General features: G+C 58.3%; 12 protein-coding genes. 10 read left to right on the top strand and 2 right to left on the bottom strand.

The features are described from left to right. Positions 1-46: 46 nt before the first annotated feature. A complete protein-coding gene (locus tag ATY29_RS05915; protein ID WP_133118188.1) occupies positions 47-1,237 on the bottom strand; it encodes an FRG domain-containing protein in 1,191 nt (396 codons plus the stop codon). Between the two features lie 554 nt (positions 1,238-1,791). Between ATY29_RS05915 and ATY29_RS05910 the strand changes: the two genes are divergently transcribed. From ATY29_RS05910 to ATY29_RS05870, 10 genes are all read left to right on the top strand, one after another. Then, positions 1,792-3,528, top strand: a complete 1,737-nt coding sequence (locus tag ATY29_RS05910; protein WP_133118187.1) for a hypothetical protein — start codon at positions 1,792-1,794, stop codon at positions 3,526-3,528. Positions 3,529-4,514: 986 nt separating this feature from the next. Beyond that, positions 4,515-6,038, top strand: a complete 1,524-nt coding sequence (locus tag ATY29_RS05905) for a tyrosinase family protein (RefSeq protein WP_097535529.1) — start codon at positions 4,515-4,517, stop codon at positions 6,036-6,038. After that, positions 6,039-6,827, top strand: coding sequence for a DUF2182 domain-containing protein (locus tag ATY29_RS05900; protein ID WP_097535527.1), 789 nt, complete (start codon positions 6,039-6,041; stop codon positions 6,825-6,827). Between the two features lie 215 nt (positions 6,828-7,042). Beyond that, on the top strand, positions 7,043-8,362 hold the full coding sequence (locus ATY29_RS05895) for a S8 family peptidase (RefSeq protein WP_165779397.1): 1,320 nt from the start codon (positions 7,043-7,045) through the stop codon (positions 8,360-8,362). Next, complete coding sequence (locus ATY29_RS36350; RefSeq protein ID WP_097535523.1) at positions 8,359-8,604, top strand: hypothetical protein; 246 nt, start codon at positions 8,359-8,361, stop codon at positions 8,602-8,604. Before ATY29_RS05895 ends, ATY29_RS36350 begins: the two co-directional genes overlap by 4 nt. A gap of 355 nt (positions 8,605-8,959) precedes the next feature. After that, on the top strand, positions 8,960-9,589 hold the full coding sequence (locus tag ATY29_RS05890; protein ID WP_097535521.1) for a DJ-1/PfpI family protein: 630 nt from the start codon (positions 8,960-8,962) through the stop codon (positions 9,587-9,589). Positions 9,590-9,615: 26 nt separating this feature from the next. After that, entirely contained in the window at positions 9,616-10,041 is a 426-nt protein-coding gene (locus ATY29_RS05885; RefSeq protein WP_097535519.1) for a hypothetical protein, read from the top strand. A gap of 68 nt (positions 10,042-10,109) precedes the next feature. Then, positions 10,110-12,137: a multicopper oxidase family protein gene (locus ATY29_RS05880; protein ID WP_097535517.1), complete on the top strand. Its 2,028-nt coding sequence runs from the start codon at positions 10,110-10,112 to the stop codon at positions 12,135-12,137. A 346-nt stretch (positions 12,138-12,483) separates the two neighbouring features. Then, positions 12,484-18,000, top strand: a complete 5,517-nt coding sequence (locus ATY29_RS05875) for a sacsin N-terminal ATP-binding-like domain-containing protein (protein ID WP_097535515.1) — start codon at positions 12,484-12,486, stop codon at positions 17,998-18,000. 62 nt (positions 18,001-18,062) lie between these two features. After that, positions 18,063-18,845 (top strand): hypothetical protein, encoded by a 783-nt coding sequence (locus tag ATY29_RS05870; protein ID WP_097535513.1) that lies wholly within the window; start codon positions 18,063-18,065, stop codon positions 18,843-18,845. Here ATY29_RS05870 and ATY29_RS05865 read toward each other — a convergent pair. Then, positions 18,842-19,723, bottom strand: coding sequence for a hypothetical protein (locus tag ATY29_RS05865; protein WP_103671195.1), 882 nt, complete (start codon positions 19,721-19,723; stop codon positions 18,842-18,844). The genes ATY29_RS05870 and ATY29_RS05865 overlap by 4 nt on opposite strands. Positions 19,724-19,848 lie beyond the last annotated feature (125 nt).

The following is a 19,848-nucleotide window of genomic DNA, read 5'->3' as shown; positions in this document are numbered from 1 at the left end:
TCATGCCGGATCGGCTAGAAAATCCGGCACTCGGCGCACCGCTGCCCTAGGTCTGCTCGACCCGATAATGGCGCAGGCTTCCGGCAAGCTTGCGAAGCTTGATGTTGAGATCGGCATGATGCGGCATGATCGTAACGCCGCCTTCGTCCGGTGCGACTCCCCGCAACAGCCAAGAGAAGAAGTCCGGATTGTCGTCCGCGAGCATGCCAACCGTGTCAGGATGGTAGATTGAACCCCCTCTTACGGTGCGCAACGCCATTCGGTCGACGAAGTCCAGCATGACCTCGATTGTGTCGCCCAGTCCCAGAAGTCCCTGAACTCCGGTGCGCTGCATCTCCGGGTGATATCCGTTCGGGAATGTGAAACGCAGCAGTGCGGACAGGCGGGCATCGACCGGTGATTTTGCACTCTCCAGCGTCGCCCATACCTTGAGCCTCTCAAGCCAATCATCTGGGGGCAGCAGGTCTAACTGGCGTGCCAGTCCATCGCCAAATACGCGGATGAATTCGAACGGACGAGCGGATGGGAAAATGATGCGGTTAAGACGTCCGCGCAACTGTGTCAGCTTCGAGCGGGGCACCTCAAGGAAAACTCCTCGCTGCAGGTACAGGCGATCAACAAATACCGGCGGCAGCACGACGCGGAGGCCCAACTCCTTTGCTGTCTTGAGATCGACCCAGTCGATTGCGCTCTTGCGGGGAGTGGGGTCGATGTCCGATTGCGAGCTCGCAAACCACATTGCGACCAGAGCGTTTGTCGTGAAGTCGAGTAGGTTCGTTTTCATGCCGTAGTGCTGAGCGGCTGCAATTCCTGCGCGACGGTTCGGGCGAGGATAGTCCTGCATGCCATCGGATCTGTAGATTTCCCTGAACATCTCGTAGGCTACTTGCGCGAACAGGCTCGCCGCTAACTTGGCCTGCTTCCGCTCGGCGGGCTGCAGGCGCTGGAGCCCACTCTGGACCGCCCAACCGGCGTCGGCCTGTCCCCGAAATAACACCAGAGGCGGAAGGTCGACGCGTTGCGCGCCATCGATCGAGTCGCCTAGGAATCCTATCTGGCCCCGCCACTCGTGGTGGAATAGCAACCACGCCAGGGCGTGCCTTGCCGATGGCGCCTCCCATATCGATTGAGCGCGCGTCACTTGCGCCGCCAATCTTTGAATCTCTTCGAGGAAGGCGCGACGCCCCTTACCGAAATCGCTATCGTCCGACGTCATCTTGGTTTGCGGTCCCTTCACCGATGCATCCGCCGACTGTAAATGAACGAGAGTAGAAGCAGCCCCCACGATGAAAGCCTAGATGCGTAACGGCAAGGATATTAGTCCAGGAATGTTTCTTTCGATCTCTCGACCCGGCTCGCACGTACCTGACATCCCATCCCATAGAGCTTCGTCTCTCGAGACGGCGCGACGGGTCAGCCGCTGTGGCAGCCGCCGGACGAACGCGCTTATGCATTTCTTCAAACAGTGCTGCCGGAAGGGCATAAGCAATGCCGTGCTTTCGGCAATCGAAACGTAAGGCGGCTTGGACTGCCTACGGAGTAGGCGGCTGTTGGGATGACGATAGCCCGACCGAACTGCCGTGATGGCCTCGGCGGGATCTTGCACTTCTGCGCTGCCAGCGGATCAATACCGGCAATGCCTGTGGAAAGCGGTTGCCATCGGTCAAAGAGCGTTAAACAACGACCGCGTGCGGTTGCTGTGAAGTCGATTGCAAGAAGTCGCTTTCCTGCAACCGTTCCAGCAGCTATCGTCCGCCGTCACACAATTGCAAACCGGGCTAAGGAATAGGAATGGCGACGCTTGGGCAGGTATACAGATCCCTTTTTCCGCATGAGGGACGACGGGCTCCATTCCAATCCGTGCCGCGACTTCCAACCGACCTGTTCGCATTTGTTGGCCATGTGGTGGAACGTTCAGGCGCTTATCACCACGTTTCTCAACAAATGCGAGGTGGCCCCGACGACGGTCTACGCAAGTTATTGGTGACTGACCGGATGCGCGAACGCGCGGTTAGGCGCGGTCAGCAATGGAGAAACCGACGGCTAGAGACGGGCACCCGGCTGCCAAACCCTCCGGCCAGTGTTGAACGCCTTTGGCAGCGGCTGGAAGAATATCAGAACGATCCGGTTTTTGCGCCACTCGACGACGAGGCTCCCACACCTGACTGGTGGTCGATCTGCCTTGAGCTCTTAATCGTCGCGGATGAAGCATGTGAATCCATCGGCTTCGAAGCCGATAACCCGTTTTTCGATTTCTTCATGGACGAGTACACTCGTGAAGATCTGGCCTCCGGCCGGCGCTTCCGCCGCGTGCAGCGCGCACCATTTTCGCTGTCCCTTGCCGCCGAGGATCTGGTTTGCGTCCAGGCGAAGGCACGCACGCCTTCCGTGGGCTGCACACTACGGTCACTGACACATCATCTTGCGCTTCTTCCGCCACGCGGGCAGGTTCGGGCCAGATGGGTCGCGCCGGTCATTGCGCAAGAGCCTCCCGAAGATAAGCTCGGCCTTCTACTCGTCCCTTTTCCATACCAGATTTCCGACGAAAGCTTTCAAGAAGGCGCCGTGGACGGAAGCGATCATTGGGGATGGTTCGAAGTCAAGCAAACATGGTTGCCTTCGAACACCAACCGACCGAAGCGCGCTGAGTTTATCGCATTTGTTGTCGATCTGGTCCGTGTCGCTCGCGAGAAGGGGGCGACTGTCAATGCGGTCGTCCTGCCCGAACTCGCTCTCAATTATTTACAATTCCGAGCGCTTGCTGATGCGCTTGCCCGAGACAGTCAGATTGATTTCCTAATCTCGGGCATATCGCAGGATGAGGCACGCCGGCGAGGAAACTTCGCGGCTATCGCGCCGTTCTTTCTCCTGGGGCGTGAACGCGATGCTGACATCACCGCGTGGCAAGGCCTTATTCTCATCCGAGAAAAGCACCACCGCTGGAAACTCGATAGGGGACAGATCGAACGATACAATCTTCCAAACCTCGACAAAAGCAAGTCTTGGTGGGAGAACCTGACGATTCTCAGCCGAAGCCTCGACTTCCTTGTTTATCGTGGCAACACGACGCTGACGACCTTGATTTGCGAGGATCTTGCCCGAGTCGATCCCTGCCAAGCCGTCGTCCGGGCGATTGGCCCGAATTTGCTCATCGCGCTTCTCATGGACGGCCCGCAGATTGGTGAGCGCTGGCCGGGCCGATACGCCACCGTGCTAGCTGAAGACCCAGGCACTTCCGTCCTCAGCCTTTCCTCTTTCGCTCTTATTGCGAGACAAAATGATATCGGCGGCTTCGATCAGGCAAGCAGCGTTGCCTTGTGGAAGGACGAGAAAAAAGGACCGCGCAAACTTGAGCTCCAGAGGGACGCGGATGCTTTGGTTCTCGAATTGGAGCCGACAGTAAAGGAAGAACGATCGCTTGACGGGCGGGCCGATGGAGGATCATCGATCCGTTGGGAATATATCCGCCACCTGCAGGTAAAAGCCTCTCATCGGCCAGGGTGGATCAGGGACGGCACGGGCCGTTAGTCCTGTCGAGACGGCTTCTGCGATGCTAAAGTACGGTAATCAAGTCTCACACGCTCACGGATTTTTGCGGCCAAGCGGGCTTCTTCCTGCGACGCAGCTGAGCCCATCTTGCCACTCCGTTCGTCACGTGCGCCAGCAGCTTTGGCGCTACGGATGATTTCGCCGTATCGAGTCTTTATGTTTGCCATCAACAGCGCCAACCATATTGCGTCTATCAATTAAAGATATTCATTCCCGCAGCGGAGATCAAGCCGCTGCCCTGAGGTGACGGAATTCTTCTTTTCGTCCTTCGATATGGTCAACCTGGATTGAAGTCGGTGAAGCTGTGCGCCTCGACCTGCTCAGCTTGAACGCCTTAGAACTCGCCGAGTCCTACCAAGGAATTCACTCTGCCTACCCGCAAACTGAAACTTGTGGCATCGCCATGCCCACCGCGCGAATACGCAGGCAGCCTGTTTTGTGCGAGCTGGGCGCGCCTGTCTGCCTCCCCAGCAGCCATGGAAGAGCTCTGGTGGCCTTGTCCTTACCTGCCGACCGCAACGCCCGCATCTAAACGCCAGAAGCGCGGTGACGGCTGACACGGAACCAGTTTACGTCAGCTCACAACAGCGAAATGCCGGGTGGCAAGGCATTACGACCTGACGAATTCATTGATGTGTTTGCCGGCAATTATGTCAGCGAAAGCATCGCGGTCGCATAGGCTCGGTCTCGCTCTGCCGGCCATGCATTGAATGCTTCCCGTCATGCAAATTCGCCTACAAGTGGTTCCAAAAATGGCACTATGCAACCCAGAAAAACCGTATTATTGTTCTGGGACTGGCTTGAGCTTTAGTTCGATACCCACTGCATTTCTCTGCTCTGACGCGTTCGAGTTATTGCTCGAACGAAGCTAATCGATTTCCGCGAGCGGCGTCCTGCTGCTCGTTGCACATCAGCTTGCTTGAATTCAACTGATACTCATCAACTGCTGGAAAACGGGGAATGTCATGCATGTTCGTCGCAATGTGTGGGAGCTCGGCGCTGACTGGGCAGATCCAATCCTCTGGTATGCTCGTGCGGTAGGCCAGCTCAAAGGCAAACGCTTGGCTGATAGAACCGGATGGCGGTTCTGGGCTGGGATGCACGGATATCATCAGGGTTTATGGGAGTTTTATGGATACAAGACGCCCGCGGAGCAGCTCCCCGGCAAAAAGGACTTCGATGACCTCTGGCTCCAGTGCCAGCATGGGAGTTGGTATTTCCTTCCCTGGCATCGGGGATATCTCATCGGCTTTGAGAAATTGATACGCGCGACCATCGTGTCGCTGGGTGGGCCGGACGATTGGGCGCTTCCCTACTGGAACTATTTCAAACCCGGTCAGGATGGCCTGCCGCCAGCGTTCGCCAGTCCGGACTGGCCCGATGGCAAGGGTAACAACCCGTTGTTTGTCGAACAGAGATGGGGCCCCGATCCAAGCAATCCCGGACAGGTGTTCATCCCTTCGGATGCCGTCAGCCTCGATGCTCTCGATCAGCTGAAATTCACGGGTGTCGAAAGTGGGGGCGAAACCGGATTTGGCGGTATCGACACAGGCTTTGAACATGGCGGTCGCAATCACGGCAAACTCGAAAGTGACCCGCATGATCAGGTCCATGGCCTCACGGGCGGCGAAAAACTGTTCCCGGGCGTCAGCCCTCGACCGCTGCCGGGGCTGATGTCCGCACCTGACACTGCGGGGCTCGACCCGATCTTCTGGCTCCACCATTCCAACATCGACCGTCTCTGGCAAGTCTGGCGATTGATCAAGCCAACTCACCTCGATCCGGTACAGCAGGATTGGAAAGACGGGCCTAAGAGCCTTGGCCAGCGACCCTTTGTCGTACCTTTGCCGGACGCCTCGCTGTGGGAGTATACGCCAGGGGAGATGGCGGATTTTGCCATTCTCGATTATACTTACGACGATTTCACGCCGGCTGCGCATTCGTCGACAATCGCACCAGCGGCGGCGAAGCCGGTAACACCGGAGGTCGTTATGACACCCCCTATCGTAGAGGTCGTTGGCTCAATTCAGGCTGTTCCCGTCGTCGGGAAGCTCGCAGAAGCGCAAGTTCCCCTGAACGCACAAATGCGGGCTAAGGTCGCGAGCAAGATGAGTACCGCTCCTGCTTTGAGCACGAATGGTGACGAGCCAGAGAAAGTGCTGCTCAATCTGGAGAACGTGACGGGATATTCCGACGCGACCGTCCTTCAGGTGTTCGTCGAATTCCCACGAAAGGATGGAGCTCAGTCGATCGAGCGTAAGGTGGGAAGTGTTGGTCTGTTCGGTGTCACGAAAGCAACTGAAGCCAACGACGGTCATGGAGACGGTCTTTCCTATGTGCTCGACATCACCAAACCTTACAGTGAAGTCGCAGGTTCGAGTGATATCGATCCCGCCACTCTGACTGTCCGTTTGCTTCCGGTTGCGCCTGTTCACGAAGCGTCGGAAGTCAAGGTTGGGCGCATCAGTATCGTTCGGCAGGGTGAGTGAATGGCGATGACCCCGGCAGCTTTTGAGCGTTGGCGCGCTCGCCTTCCGCTGATCGTGGTCGCCGGGGTCTCTTGGCTTGCAATCCTCCTTTTGCCCAAAGGGGAGCGCCTGTCCTTCTGTGACACGTCCGTATCGGCCTCGATTTCGACCGACAGGCTTCTGTTCGTGCTAGAGGGATTGAGCGCTCTTACGCTTGTCTGGTCTTGGATGCTCATGGTTGTCGCGATGATGGCGCCCATGCTTACCCGCAACGTCGCGCATGTGCAGGCACGATCGGTTCCCTCGTTGAAAGCCACGGGAACGATTGTTTTCCTGACTGGATATTTTGCGGTCTGGCTTCTTGCAGGCGTTCCGGCGGCGGCGATCTTGATATCGATCGAATGGCTTCAACCCGCCGCCCATCTAGCGTTCACTACAGCGTTGTCGATTGCACTTGTTTGGCAATTCTCTCCGGTCAAGCAATCCTGCCTGAACCGGTGCCATCGGCTGCCTTCGCTTGCTGGAAGCGGCACGCATTTCGTGCGTTCGATATTTTGTTATGGCTTTGCGCAAGGAATCTGGTGCGTTGGAACCTGCTGGGTTCTCATGATCGTTGGGTTGGTTTCCGGCGAGGCGCATATACCCGTCATGGCTTTCCTGAGCGCCGTTCTCCTTGCAGAGCGCCTCGAAAAGCCGGTGCGACCGGTTTGGAGCGTTCGTTACCCAACCGTCGTGCTGCGCATGGCAATTTTTCGACTGGAGAGGCTGGTCAAATTCGCTCCGGTTCAAGTCCCGAACACGGAGAATTAGCCGGAAATAATGTCTCGGGGGATATCCGCATGAACCGCTATGTTGTTCTTCCAGCCCACGGTTTTCGGTCTCAAACGCTGGCTCAAGCAGCATCGCTGAGAGCCACAATTCCGCTTGCCGCTGCAGTCCGCGGCGCAAACCCCGCCGTCCGCGATGCGATCAGCAAAGTCGATGTCATCGATTCCGTTAGTGTCGACGGACCGAAGCTTGTCGAAATGACACCCGAGACGGAACTGAGGCTAAGGCTTGAAGAGCCGTCACTCAAAATCGTCCCTCTCGTTATCTACGAGAAAATGCGGCTCGTTTACGAGATCAAGCGTGAAGCCGCCGCAGCCGTTTTCTCCACGGCTGAGCAAGGGGCTGTCCTGCGGATCGAGGATATGGCCGGAGGACCCATCGAGGGCGCCCGCGTCATCGCCTTTACCAACTTCCGCACGCGAGCCGGAGACGAGGGGAGAACGGATGCAAACGGTGCCGTTCGCTTGCGCATCGCCTCGGGGACGACCCTGGAGCGAATTTACGTCTACGGCCCGCCTCGCTATTGGGGCCGTTTCGAGAAAAGCTTCACTCTTTCCAACGACGCTAGCCTCCAGCTCGAACCGATCGATCTCTCGCAGGAATTGACGGCCCTGCGCCGGTTTCGCGCTGACATTCCGCTCACCGCAGGTCAGGGCATTGTCGTCGGCATCGTCGACAGTGGCGTTGATAGTGCTCATCCGCTTTTGCCGAATGTCTCGGGTGGTGCCAACATGGTGCTGGCCGAGACGAAGGACGATCCCGGGCAAATAGCCGACTGGGGTCCAGCCGCTATCGATGGTGAGCATGGTACACATGTCGCTGGCATCGTCGGAGCCAGGCCGACCGCCGAATTTGATCTTGCTGGCGTTGCACCTGGCGTCACGTTGAGGAGTTATCGGGTCTTTCCACACACAGGCGGCGGGGCGACCAACTACGATATCATGAACGCCATTGACCGGGCTGTTCAAGACGGTTGCCACATCATCAACCTGAGCCTTGGGGGCGGAACAGAAGACGAGGCGCTCCGTGCCGCCATCGGTTCTGCATTGGACAGCGGCGTCCTGGTTATCGCCGCGGCTGGCAACGACGGTCGCAAACCTGTGAGTTTCCCGGGAACATTGCCCTTCTGCATCGCAGTCACTGCGATGGCATGGTCGGATTCTTTCCCCTCGGTCTCGTCGGAGGCAAGCGATATCGCGCGACCTTACGGATCGGAGAACACTTTTCTCGGCGCATTCTCCAACTTCGGGCCGCAGATTGACCTGACCGGGCCGGGAGTTGGCGTGATCTCGACGTTGCCCGAAGGAACATATGGGGTCATGAGCGGCACCTCCATGGCCAGTCCGGCAGTCGCCGGCTACGCGGCCTTTCTTTTGGCCGCAGACGGCATTATATTAAGGTTGAATGGTGCAGATCGGAGCACGGCTCTTCGAGACCGGCTGTTTGGCTCCGCTGTTCCGCTTGGCCTTGGCCGAGACTACGAAGGCTTCGGGCTTCCGGGTAAGGGATCGACATGACCGACACGACGTCACAACAGGTAATATTGCGCAAGGAAGGTTCGGCTGGTCCGTCTTCCAGCGAGATGGCCGAGAAAGTTGGGCGTGCGGGAGCGGTGGTGATTGACGAAAAGCCGTCCACTCTTCTGGTCGAGGGAAATGAAGAAACCCTGCGGTCCGCAACCGAGTCGGTCACAGGGTGGAAAGCCATCCCGATGAAACGATACTCGCTGCCCGACACACGCAAGAAAATCGGCTGGTAATTCGAGCCCCATTCCGGACTTGGGATCGACCTCCGGATCGAGCCGGTTGCTTCCTGCTTCGTTGAAGGCAGTTTTCCTGCCGCCGCGTGCTTGTTCTCGGCGTTTGGTCGGCTCGAGTCCCTGATTGAGTCTTGCTAAAAACCCCAACTTTAAGTATAGAGGATTGTCGTCTTCGACCATGGCAGAGCGAGTGCATCGATCGAGGGGAGATCATGTCTTTTGTTCGCAGAAGCGTCTGGAAATCGCCGGCCCGGGACGAGACGTTGGTATGGCAAATGCCAACCTGCCTGTTCGCCTCTGCTTTGCTAGCTGAAGTTTTTGCCCGTATCCTTGTGGCCAGCCTCCGAGGTGCGCCATGATTGTCAGCATTCCCGTTTATGATCAGGTGGATCTTCTCGACGTCACCGCACCGCACGAGGTGTTCAGGTGGATGGATCCGAATCTCGAAATAAGGCTTGTTGCAGGAACCGCCGATGCCACCGTTACCACGCGCGACGGTTTCCGTTTCCTGTCCACACATTCTTTTGCAGAGGACACGCCTATCGACGTTCTGTGGGTTCCAGGCGGAAATCCAGGCGCGCTGGCGCCGATGATGAACGGAAGCGGTGACAAACGGTACGTCCAGTACCTGAACCGGGTTGCGGGACAAGCAAAATGGGTCTGCTCAGTCTGCGAAGGTGCTCTTCTGTTGGCAGCCGCCGGTCTGCTGGATGGCTATGAAGCAACAACACACTGGGCCTTTATTCCCTGCCTGAAGAGCTTCGACAAAATCAGCGTGGTTCCGGGCTTCCCGCGTTTCCACCGAGACCGGAACCGGCTGACCGGCGGCGGCATTTCGTCCGGCCTGGATGAATCGCTCGAGCTCGTCCGGTTGACTGCTGGCGATAGTTCCGCGCGGGACGTGCAAAGAACGCTCCAATATTATCCGCAACCACCCTTCCCGAACGATCTTCAGGAACCAGGGCGCTGCATGTTTTCCTGGTAACGACACAACCCTTTGGAGGTGCTGAAATGACGAGTGCAGACCTGACGGGCTCCTGGACCTATCGCAGCTTCCGCAATGATCCTGTTCCGGTGGACGGCGATCCGCAAAAGGCGATCGACCTTTTCTTCGCTGAAGCGGAATTTCGCTTCGAAGCAATGACGGATCTGGAATTTAAAGGCGTCATCGACTGGGGAAGTGGCGGTTTGGACCTTGTGGGCGGTATCAACGCTGGCAGTATCGACACGCCGGTCGGATTTTCGATCGTCGGGATCGGGCGCCCTGGAAGCCAGACGGATGGATGGCAGTATGACTACAACGGCTGCATCGCTCATCATTGGCCGAACGGTGTCGATCAGGTTCCCTCCCTTGTCGGCACGGTCATCCGGGCAAAACCCCATAACGGCGCGCCTGCAGGCTACACCGCGTCTTTCATCGCGGTGAAAAGGCCCTGACGTCGGACGGCGTTGCCGGCGACAAGCATGCTATCAATATCAATGTTTTGAGCATTCGGGGGCAGGGGATGCAGAAGGTAAAAACACTCTCGTTAGCGGCTGGCATAGCCTTCGCGCTTGTGGCATCGGTCGCAATACCGGGTGACGCCGACGCGCAGGATCGGTCAGTGTCAAACCCCCGCATTCTCGGATCGTCGTCGCAACCGCGATCGAAGATTCTGTTCAATACGATTGAGCCGTCAGCGGCATTATCCCACGAGAAGCTGCTGAACCTGAACATCGTCTATACCAAGAGCAAGCTCTACAATCCCGCGACAGGCACGTATGACGATGTCGAGCTTCGCAGTTACAACGGCACCGACGTCAGTCCGGACGCGCCCTACGTCTCCCCGACGATAGAAGCAGCTCCGGGCGACACGATCCGTATCAATCTCGACAATCAATTGCCGGCAGATGCGAGCTGTGCGAGCGGCGGCACGCATCCGAACACGCCGCATTGCAAAAACGGCACAAACCTGCACGCGCATGGCCTATGGGTCAATCCTGCGGGCAATGGCGATAACGTGTTGTTGTCGATCAATCCCGGCGTCAAATTCCAGTACGAATATAATATTCCGAGCGAGCATCCCGCCGGAACGTACTGGTATCATACACACCGTCATGGCTCGACAGCTCTGCAGGTCTCAAGCGGCATGGCCGGCGCCTTGATCATCCGGGGCGATCGTCTGCCAAGCCAGGATGGCAACGGGGACTTGGATGTGCTGTTGAAAAACCTGCGCGAGCGTGTGCAGGTCTTCCAACAAATCCAATATGCCTGCGACGAGCTAAAGGGGGACGGCTCGATTGGGCCCAAGACCAACGCCGACGGGACCTACCGCTGCGATGCCGGCGACACGGGTAAGATCGAGAATTATGATCTGTTTGGTCCCGGAGCATGGCTGGCTTCAGGACGCTACACCTCCGTCAACGGGGTCGTTTTGCCTGAGTTCCAGTCGTCTCAGGGGCAGGTCGAAAGGTGGAGACTGATCCATGCTGGGGTTCGAGATACGATCGCCTTGACATTCGTAAAAATGGCAGCTGCTGCAGTCCTGCCCGCAAAGCTCGATCGCGCTGGGGCAAACAGCTTCATCCACGAATCCTGCACCGGCGCAACCGTGCCGTTTCATCTGGTTGCTGCTGATGGTCTGACGATGGCGGCAGCACAGAAGGTTGAGGTCGCGACACTTCAGCCTGGATACCGCTTCGACGCGTTGATCGCATTTCCGGAACCCGGGACGTATTGTGTCATCAATGCCGCCGCGACCCGGGCGGGATCGGTCAATGGCGACAATCCGCCCGAACGGCTGATCGGGACTGTTGAGGTTACTACCGGGCAAGGTTTTTCGGATATCGAAAGTCATCTTGTTGATATCCTGTCCGCGGCCGCTACCGAAGAAATGCCGTCGATCGCACCCATCGTCATCCAGGACCTAAAGGATGGATTGAAGCTCGGCAAGTTGACACCCAATCCTGACATTGCAGACGGCGAGGTGACTGGGCAACAGGAGCTGACCTTCCAGATCGATCTGAGCGGCGCTCCGCCGATATTCGGCGTCTCCAACAGCTTGAACGCGGCGGAAAGGCAACCTTACGACCCCGACCGGCTCGACCGGCGGCTGTCACTTGGCGCTGTCGAGGAATGGACGTTGCAATCACGCCTTGCCAGCCATCCCTTTCACATCCATGTCAACCCGTTCCAGATCGTCTCCATTATAGACCCGAACGGCAAGGACGTGAGCGCAGCGGATGCAGTCGATGACTACAGCCCCAGCGGCTCGGGACCGGTGGATCCTCAATATCGAGGTTTAAAGAACGTCTGGAAAGATACTCTCTGGATCAAGAGCAACGCGACGCCGGCCAGCGCGAGAGGGATGTATCAAGTGAAGATCCGGACGCGCTATCAGCGCTACATCGGTGCCTTCGTACTGCATTGCCATATCCTGGATCACGAAGATCAGGGCATGATGCAAAACATCGCTATCGTCCTACCGGACGGAAATGGGAACGAAATCGCCACGCCTCAAGCCGCCAGTCGCCAACAGCCCCATCACCATTAACACGTCTTGTGACCGGTTTCGTGGAGAGCTCGGCCCATAGGGCGGCGCATTTGCGACGAAGAAGATGGACCGTCGGGTCTCGGGACCCGGCAGCATGCGTCTCGCGCAACCCGATGGAAGTGGAGCCCTCGTTTGGGAAACCAAGGGCCGACATGTCGGGGCCGCGAAGAAGCTGTTCTGCCCCATTGGTTTGGCGGACAGATCACGCATCGCTGGATCTTCATCGAGAAAAACACTGGGGACAGCTGCGTTGAGCGCCACATACCTGCCGTTGCAGATATAGTGTTGCGCACGAGTGACTCGAAGAGTGCTTGCGGGGAGGTGGATCATCGCTGCGGATAATGTCTTGGAACGTTTCGAGGCTCCCTTGGAAGAAGGATCGGCAAAGGCATTCCTCACAGATTGGGGGTACCGCAAGGTCCGCGGCTTCGAGGGGACAATCGATGAGAACGGCGAGTACCTTTCAAAGATCTATTCGACCGCCAGCAGCATTAGTGAACAGATCGCAGCGGATTATCATGGTCGCTTCCTGATCGAACTGATTCAGAATGCGCATGATGTGCACCTGGACGGCCGCAAGGACGGTCAGATTGAGGTTCTATTCGATGCCGGCGCCGGCGCCCATGGAATCTTGTACGTCGCGAATGGCGGCGCGCCTTTTGCGCGTTCGAATGTAGAAGCGCTTTGCGATCTCGGCCTGTCGAGCAAGCCACCCGGGCAAGCGATCGGGAATAAGGGTTTGGGCTTCCGAAGCGTCCGTCACATCTGCGACGCGCCCGAGATCTATTCTCAAGCCCTCGCTCACAAAGGCGGGGATAGTTTCCACGGCTACTGCTTCCGATTTGCGAACGGCGACGACCTGGCTTTCATGACTTCTGGAGCTCGGGTTTTGGAGCTCGCCTGCAAGGACCTTCCTCCCTTTCATGTTCCGGTTTGGCTTGACGTACAGCCGCCCGAGATCCAAGCGTTCGCCCGACGTGGATTTGCGACGGTAATTGCATTGCCCGTTCGCGACGCCCGGGCCGCCGACGCGGTCTTGGCGGAAATCGAGGCACTTCGCCGCGTCGGCGCGCCAATGCTGCTTTTCCTCACACGGCTGGAAATGCTCCATGTTCAAGTAAAAGGCGTTGATGGCGCGCAATCCGCACCCCTTTTTCTGACCCGCCATGAACACGCTTTGCAAAATGCGCCGACCGGGTTCGTGGTTGCCGATCTGGGATCGGCAGGCCGCTACCTGATCGCACGAAAGGCGGTCGATGAAACCGCAATGATCGAGGCGATTACGCTTGGGATCAACCAGACCCAGTTACATTCTCATTGGGGCGAATGGGACGGCGACGGCGAAGTTGCTCTCGCAGTGCGGCTGGACGAGGCCGGTGACGTGTCCTCCAGGCTCTACACGCATCTTCCAATGGGAGAGCAGGCGCACGCACCGTTTCGTGGTTACCTTCATGCGTCGTTCTTTCCGACTGCAAATCGGAAAGGCCTGGACGGCAAGGTTCGATTGAATGCAATGCTCCTTGAAAAGGCGGCAGACCTTGCTGCCGAGACCGTTGCTTGGCTGGTCACAGACAATTCGCATGAGGCCGGGGAGTTGAGCGCCGCGGAGCGCGCCCGTTCGGCCGTCGATATTATGAGCTGGGACAAAACCCAAAGCTTCGAGACAGACGCGGATCTTCCGTCGCGCGTTGCCAAGGCGGTCGCAGTGGCGATGGGCGTTGCTGCGTTCGCGGATGCTCCGGTGGCGCCCGTGCTCACCTCTGCCGAGCCGGACCTTGCGACCATTTCCTGGCGCAGCCCGCGTGTGTCACGCCGTTGGGTTCAGGCCGGGAATATCTTCTCATTGGCGGTCGCGGCGCGACATGGCGATAAGGTGGGAACGTGGCCGCTCTGGCCGGGGCTAGATCGCCGAACGGACGCCTTCATTGGCTTCATAAAGGCGCAGACCAGCGGTTATGCCGACGCGCCCAGCGCGGCCGAGCGTGTAGCGCTGGCGGTAGAGGTCGCAACATCGCTGCAGCGCGACGAACATCATTCGCTGGCGGCGTGGTCCGCCTACTACAAGGACCTACCGGAGTTCGTCGGAAATGGCGGCAATGCGCTCGCCGAGAAACTCATTCTACAATGTGACGACGGACAGTTGCGTGCGGCAATGTCGACGGTCGCGGCTGCCGAGGACACTGCGAGCAGCGGCCGACGTCGGGTTCGGCGCGTGGGACGCGTTGCCGTATTTGCGCCGCCGGCACGCAAAGGGCCGGAAGACGACGAGACCAGCGACCTTTCACCTCCCAGCGCCCTGGCGGAAAATTTCGCGTTCCTCTCCGACCGGCTGGATTGGTACGCAGAACTTGCCGATGCGCGCAATTTCCTCTTGCGGCACAAATTGATCCTGGAGTTCGATAGAGAAAACATTCTCAGTCAGATCGCACGGGTGTTGCGTGACGACAGCCGCCACCAGACGCGCGCCGCCGGCCTGCGCTGGGCTTTCCAGATTTGGCGGCGGCCGCAGGGCAAGGGACGCGGTGTGTCTCTGCCTACCAACCTGCGGCTATACGTGCCGACAATGGATCACGGATTCATTCCCGCTGAGGACGCTGTGTTTTCCGGCAACTGGCCCGAGGAGACAAGGGGTCGTCTCCTCGAGCGCTTCCTCGCCGCTGCTCCTTCGGACTGCCCCGATCTTGAGGACGTTGCCCGGCGGCGATTGGCCGGACCGGAACATTATGCATTTAAGATCGGCAGTTTGGGCCTCTGGACCGAATTCCTGAGCGAATTGGGCGTCCAACGCGGTTTGCATCCTGTCCAAAAATCCGTGTCAGGGACACATCGCGGCCACACGCTCGATGGGCCGGGTTTTTGGCGCGGGCAAGGCCTGGCCGAGGCCGCGGCGGTCGCGTGGAGGGCGTCGATTGCCGGCACCAAACCCTCGCCACTCATTGGAAGCAGCGCCTATTCCATCAGCGGCAATTTGCAATGGATGCCCGGTCAATGGGATATACAGCGCTTCGATCGTGAGGCGCTGGAGTATTATGCCTTGTTGATCATCGGCTGGCTGGGCGAGCCGCTTCCGGAGGCCTGGTCGCTGACCATACGGCACTCGTTCTTTGTCCAAGCCGACGTGCGGCAATGGCCGACGCCGTTGAGGGTATTTCTGCGCAATGCCGAATGGATTCCCGCACTGGAGCCCACATCGAATGGGAACCAAGCGGTTTCCGTGATGCCTTCGCAGATCTGGATGGCCGCCGAATCCGGCGACCGTTTTCCGTTTTACCTTCGTCGTCCCGCGGTTCCGGTCATGCGTGCCTTGGACAAGGCAAGCACGGTGCATATGGCAGCCATTCGCCAACACACCAATCTTAGTGTCCTCGATGACCCCGCAAGTTTGCTTCGGCAGGCGGCATTTCTTGCCAGCCAATTCGCAAAGCCGGGTTTTGAGACCTTCTATGAACGGCAGCTGGCAAATCTCTATGCGGGCACATGGCAGCGGATCGCCGATCACTATCGCACCGCCACTTTGCCAAAGCCAGAAAGTGCCCCCGTGTTGCTTCTGGCGCGACGTGGCGGCCTGTTGCAAGCCTTTTCCATGCGCGGCGCGAACGTTGCCGAAGAGCCGATCTACGTACGAGACAATGATGACGAGACGGCAGCGAGCCTTGTCGAGGCAGCCGGAAAGCCGATGCTCGAGATCAGGACGGGTGACAAGCTCCGCCTGGGCCAAATCTTGCAAGCCTTCTACAGTGATCGCGTACGTTTGCTGTCAAAAGCAGAATATAAAATTACCATCGACGGAAGGGACGTCGGTACCGGCGCCATGATCCCGGCGGTCAAATGGTGCCCGCGCCTCCTCTTGATGGTGGCCGTCGCTATGGAAGGAGTCAAAGGTCTCGACGCTCGAAACCTGCCGGTCAACCGTCAGTCCATTCTAGACCGCTTGAACCGCGTCTTGATCCAAACAGGTTCGCGCCTGGGCTTCCGGCTGGATGATTTCGCTCATGATGAATTGGAGGGCGGTCCCGAGGCACTTGGTCTGAAGCTTGCCGATGGCCAGGCGGTCATCGTGGTACGGACGGATGAGCCGACGAGCTGGGACCAGCTCGATCAGTCACTGGGTGCGCTTTGCGATGCATTGGGACAACCGGGCCTGGAACAGGCCTTACGGATCTTGCTGCGTTCCTTGCAAGCCGATGGTACGGCAATCGGAGAGCCGACTGATCTTGAAAGCGAGCTCAATAGGCTTTGCGACAGCCTTCGTTTGACACCGCGAGCCTGCCGGGTGGTGCGTGAGACGATGGGTGGCGGCCTGGAACGCCATCTGCCTTGGCTACGCGCCCTGTTGTATTTGGCTGGGGGCCAGGCCGCCGTCGACGCATTTGCCGCCGATGAAGCAGATTGCATCCAGGACGCATCTCGGCTGCGTCAGGCAATCGCGCCTTGGCTTTCATCCTTCGGATTCGATGCGCAGGAAGCACTCGACGCCTGCCGTACGGCGCTTTCGGTGTCCGAACTGCGGGACATGCTGAAGCTCGACTTTGAAGGGATGAATTGGGCGCTTGCGGCTGTCGGGCAGACGCCGGACACTTATCCGGATATTCATGCCCGCCAAGTCTCCAATCGGGTCCGATCCGTAAGCTTTGCAATTTTCGACGCCCTGCGTGCGACATTCGCGCCGACGATCGCAGCGGCCACTGCCGCGCCAGCCTACGCCCGCGCTCGCGACGCGTCGGCTGACCTGAGACCAGATCCCGCCTGGGCAATGCGGTGGAAAGAGGTGCCCGACGCGGCTCTCGATCAGCACATAGACGCGTGGCTTGCCACTCACGGCGCAAAACCACTCGACGTTGCGCATCCCAACCTTACGCCGTTGGACGAGGTTCGTCGAGCGAACAGTCATGCGCTGAAGGAAATCGCACGCCTGGCGGCCCCGCTGATACGCGCCTGGTGCTCAGCGCGAGCGGCGCCGATCCCGGCGCCATGGGCCGCGGCGGATGGCGGCTTTTCCGACCTGCGTGCGCGCCTTGACCAGGCTGGCGTCATCGATATCCAAATATGTGACCAAAACGCCTTGCTCGGCTGGATAGAACGGCTTGGCGTTTGGCCGGTGAACATGGCGCTGACGCTAGATCGTGACGCGCTCGAATTGGGAGATGCGGCTTTGGCGGACGCGCGCGCCAAGGCAGAGGCGGAAGTGGCAGCCCGTCGCAAGCAAGAGCGCTCGATCGAATTCAACGGCCGATCCGTCGATCCTGAAGAAACGGATTGGGCGGCGCTGGATGCAGAACTCAAGCAGGTTCTTCCGCGCGATTTTCTAAAGACCCCTGTCGGTCAGGGTGCGGGCCTTGCACCAGCACGTCCCGGCGGTAGAGGGTCCGACGCGGGTGGCCAGGACAGGAGCTACCGGACGTCAAGCTATGGCGGTCGCTCCTTCGTTCCGTCTGCGAAGACGGACATGATCGGGCGCATGGGCGAACTTGCGGTTCGGCATTGGCTCCAGGCGCGGATGCCAAAGCAGGATATCGACGCGGCATGGAAGTCATCCAATGCCGAAGTCTTTACCGGACGCAAGGGCAATGATGGCCTTGGTTTTGACTTCGAGGTGTCGTGGCAGAGGCAAACCTGGCAGATCGAAGTCAAGGCCAGTCTCAACGATCCGCGGCTTTTCGAAATGGGCGAAACAGAGGTAAAAGCTGGAAGGATTGCGGCGCGGACACGGACCGGTCTGGTTTACTGGATCGCCTATGTCAGTAACCTCGCCGAACCTGCCCAAATGCAGGTGGAAATGATCCCCAATCCTCTAAGCGAAGCCGGCGAAGCTGTACTGGAACTCGTTGGAGAGGGGCTTCGCTACAGTTTCCGGAGAACCTGATCGCCAGCGTTGCGAAAATCAGATATCCCACGAAAGCCTCCTTCCAGCTTGAATGTGTAACCATGTCGAAGGTTTCACACGTGGGTGTCGCGGAAATCTGCTATGGTTCCTCCACACTGTTTGTTGCGACGGGGTTGAAGATGACCGAAGCTCAGGTGCTTGATGACACTGTAACCCTTTTCCCCAGCCTGCGAAGTTTGCGCCCCGCCCACGGTGCCGGAATCACTGGCACAGCGGCGGTGGACGGTTTAGAAGCCTCGCTCTTTCCTCAAGACTATTTGGACCGTCTGGCGCAATTGGACTTGGACCGGAGAGCCCATCGGGTCGAAGCATATCTCTCGGTCCGTAACATCGAATGCGGCCAACCGTGCGAGAATTTCGCATTCCTGCGAAGCCTTGAGGCGTGCATAGAAGCGCTCGAAGAGCCTTCGAGGCGCTGCTTAAAGTTGGTTCCGAAAGCCAAATATCATGAACTTGGATTACCGATCACCCATTTCATAAGGAGCCGCGACATCCGCGGCGTGACAAGCCTCAATATGCTGCTTCTCGCCCGCTCCTTGCAGCGATCCGGGCGGCCCTATCTGGGCGACGCATTGGAACTTCGGAAGGAAGAAATCTTGCTTCATGCCATAGCCCTTTCGCGAACGCGAAAGCCGATGGGCCTCGTGGAGTACTTCCTTCGGCTGCTTAATGCCTCCAATCTGGAGCTTGGCATGTGTGCACCGGCTTGGCATCGACCCACGCAGACATACCCTTACGACTTGGCACAGCATCGGCGATCGCTTGTGTGGCGGCCAGTGGCCCGCCCTTCACGTGCACCCTACCTTCGCGTTGTCACAGACTAATCGTCTAGTGAAAGGTTTTCTTTGCCAGTGGCCCTGAGGGTGCCTGGGATACCCCTGCCGGATGTCACTCTTATCTCTCCGGCCGGCTGTGATGCCCTCGCGACCTCGGAGCAGTAATCGGCAATCTGCCTTACAGTGCCATAGCTGAGGGTATGTCCGAGTGCTGCTTCCTTGATCGCAGTCTCTTCCTGACCGATCTCTTGAGCGAGGTCGCGCAGAAAGCTAGGCCGCAAGGCGTTCTGCTTCTCTAAGTATTCGGTTGTAAGGTTAGAAACGTGCCAGCAAGCAGGAACAATTGCCATATGGCTGTAAACATCCGTGCCGCCGTCGATGGCCTCTTCCATGTGTTGCTGAGGATTTAGCCGACCGGCTTTTTGTTTGCTCAACCGGTCCTCAAGAGCAAGCTCGCACGTCAAAATGACGAGGGCGGCCTTGGAAAACTGCAGGCTCTCGCCCTTTTTCGCCTGATAAAACTGTGGTTTGGCTAGCTTTTCCCAAAAGATCGACATCTCCCGCTGCGCCATCGGGGGAACGCCATCGGGGCGGCGCCACCCAGCTTTCTGCGCGACGACGACAGCCTCGTCCTTGTAATTCGCGAGCTGCTCGATCGTCATCTTGGCGGTGGTCAGGAACCAGTCCAAACCACCAACATAAAATCGCAGCTTGGTCCCATGTTCAAGCAGCCATGATCCTTTCCAATCGCCTGGACCGTCCGGATCGGCAAGAACGGGTCTGATCAGGAGATCTTGCGGATCCTCAGGGCGAACCGTCGCACGCTTTTGAGCGCCAATTTCATTGTTAAAACTCGTTTGCACGATATCCCCCACCTTGGTGGAATTCGGATAGAGTTTGCCGCGAGTACTTGATTTAGGGGCCATTTGCGGACCGTCAGCTGACCGCAAGGCGTTCCGGGGTGCCCAACGCCGTTTCAGGGTGTTTCAGGGTGGTTGCCCAAATGTTCTGCGATTGGCCGCCGATAGGACGTCCTGGAGGCCAAGCGTCG

Origin of the sequence: Rhizobium hidalgonense (assembly GCF_002914525.1) — a bacterium.
Classification (GTDB): Bacteria; Pseudomonadota; Alphaproteobacteria; order Rhizobiales; family Rhizobiaceae; genus Rhizobium; species Rhizobium hidalgonense.
This window is presented reverse-complemented; position numbering and strand designations above follow the sequence as displayed.

What these genes read in the sequence shown, in the direction of transcription:
- ATY29_RS05895 (WP_165779397.1), top strand. Translation starts at nt 7,043, where the DNA reads ATGACACCCGAGACGGAACTGAGGCTAAGGCTTGAAGAGCCGTCACTC.
- ATY29_RS05865 (WP_103671195.1), bottom strand. Translation starts at nt 19,723, where the DNA reads ATGGCCCCTAAATCAAGTACTCGCGGCAAACTCTATCCGAATTCCACC.
- ATY29_RS05910 (WP_133118187.1), top strand. Translation starts at nt 1,792, where the DNA reads ATGGCGACGCTTGGGCAGGTATACAGATCCCTTTTTCCGCATGAGGGA.
- ATY29_RS05885 (WP_097535519.1), top strand. Translation starts at nt 9,616, where the DNA reads ATGACGAGTGCAGACCTGACGGGCTCCTGGACCTATCGCAGCTTCCGC.
- ATY29_RS05905 (WP_097535529.1), top strand. Translation starts at nt 4,515, where the DNA reads ATGCATGTTCGTCGCAATGTGTGGGAGCTCGGCGCTGACTGGGCAGAT.
- ATY29_RS36350 (WP_097535523.1), top strand. Translation starts at nt 8,359, where the DNA reads ATGACCGACACGACGTCACAACAGGTAATATTGCGCAAGGAAGGTTCG.
- ATY29_RS05880 (WP_097535517.1), top strand. Translation starts at nt 10,110, where the DNA reads ATGCAGAAGGTAAAAACACTCTCGTTAGCGGCTGGCATAGCCTTCGCG.
- ATY29_RS05900 (WP_097535527.1), top strand. Translation starts at nt 6,039, where the DNA reads ATGGCGATGACCCCGGCAGCTTTTGAGCGTTGGCGCGCTCGCCTTCCG.
- ATY29_RS05870 (WP_097535513.1), top strand. Translation starts at nt 18,063, where the DNA reads ATGTCGAAGGTTTCACACGTGGGTGTCGCGGAAATCTGCTATGGTTCC.
- ATY29_RS05890 (WP_097535521.1), top strand. Translation starts at nt 8,960, where the DNA reads ATGATTGTCAGCATTCCCGTTTATGATCAGGTGGATCTTCTCGACGTC.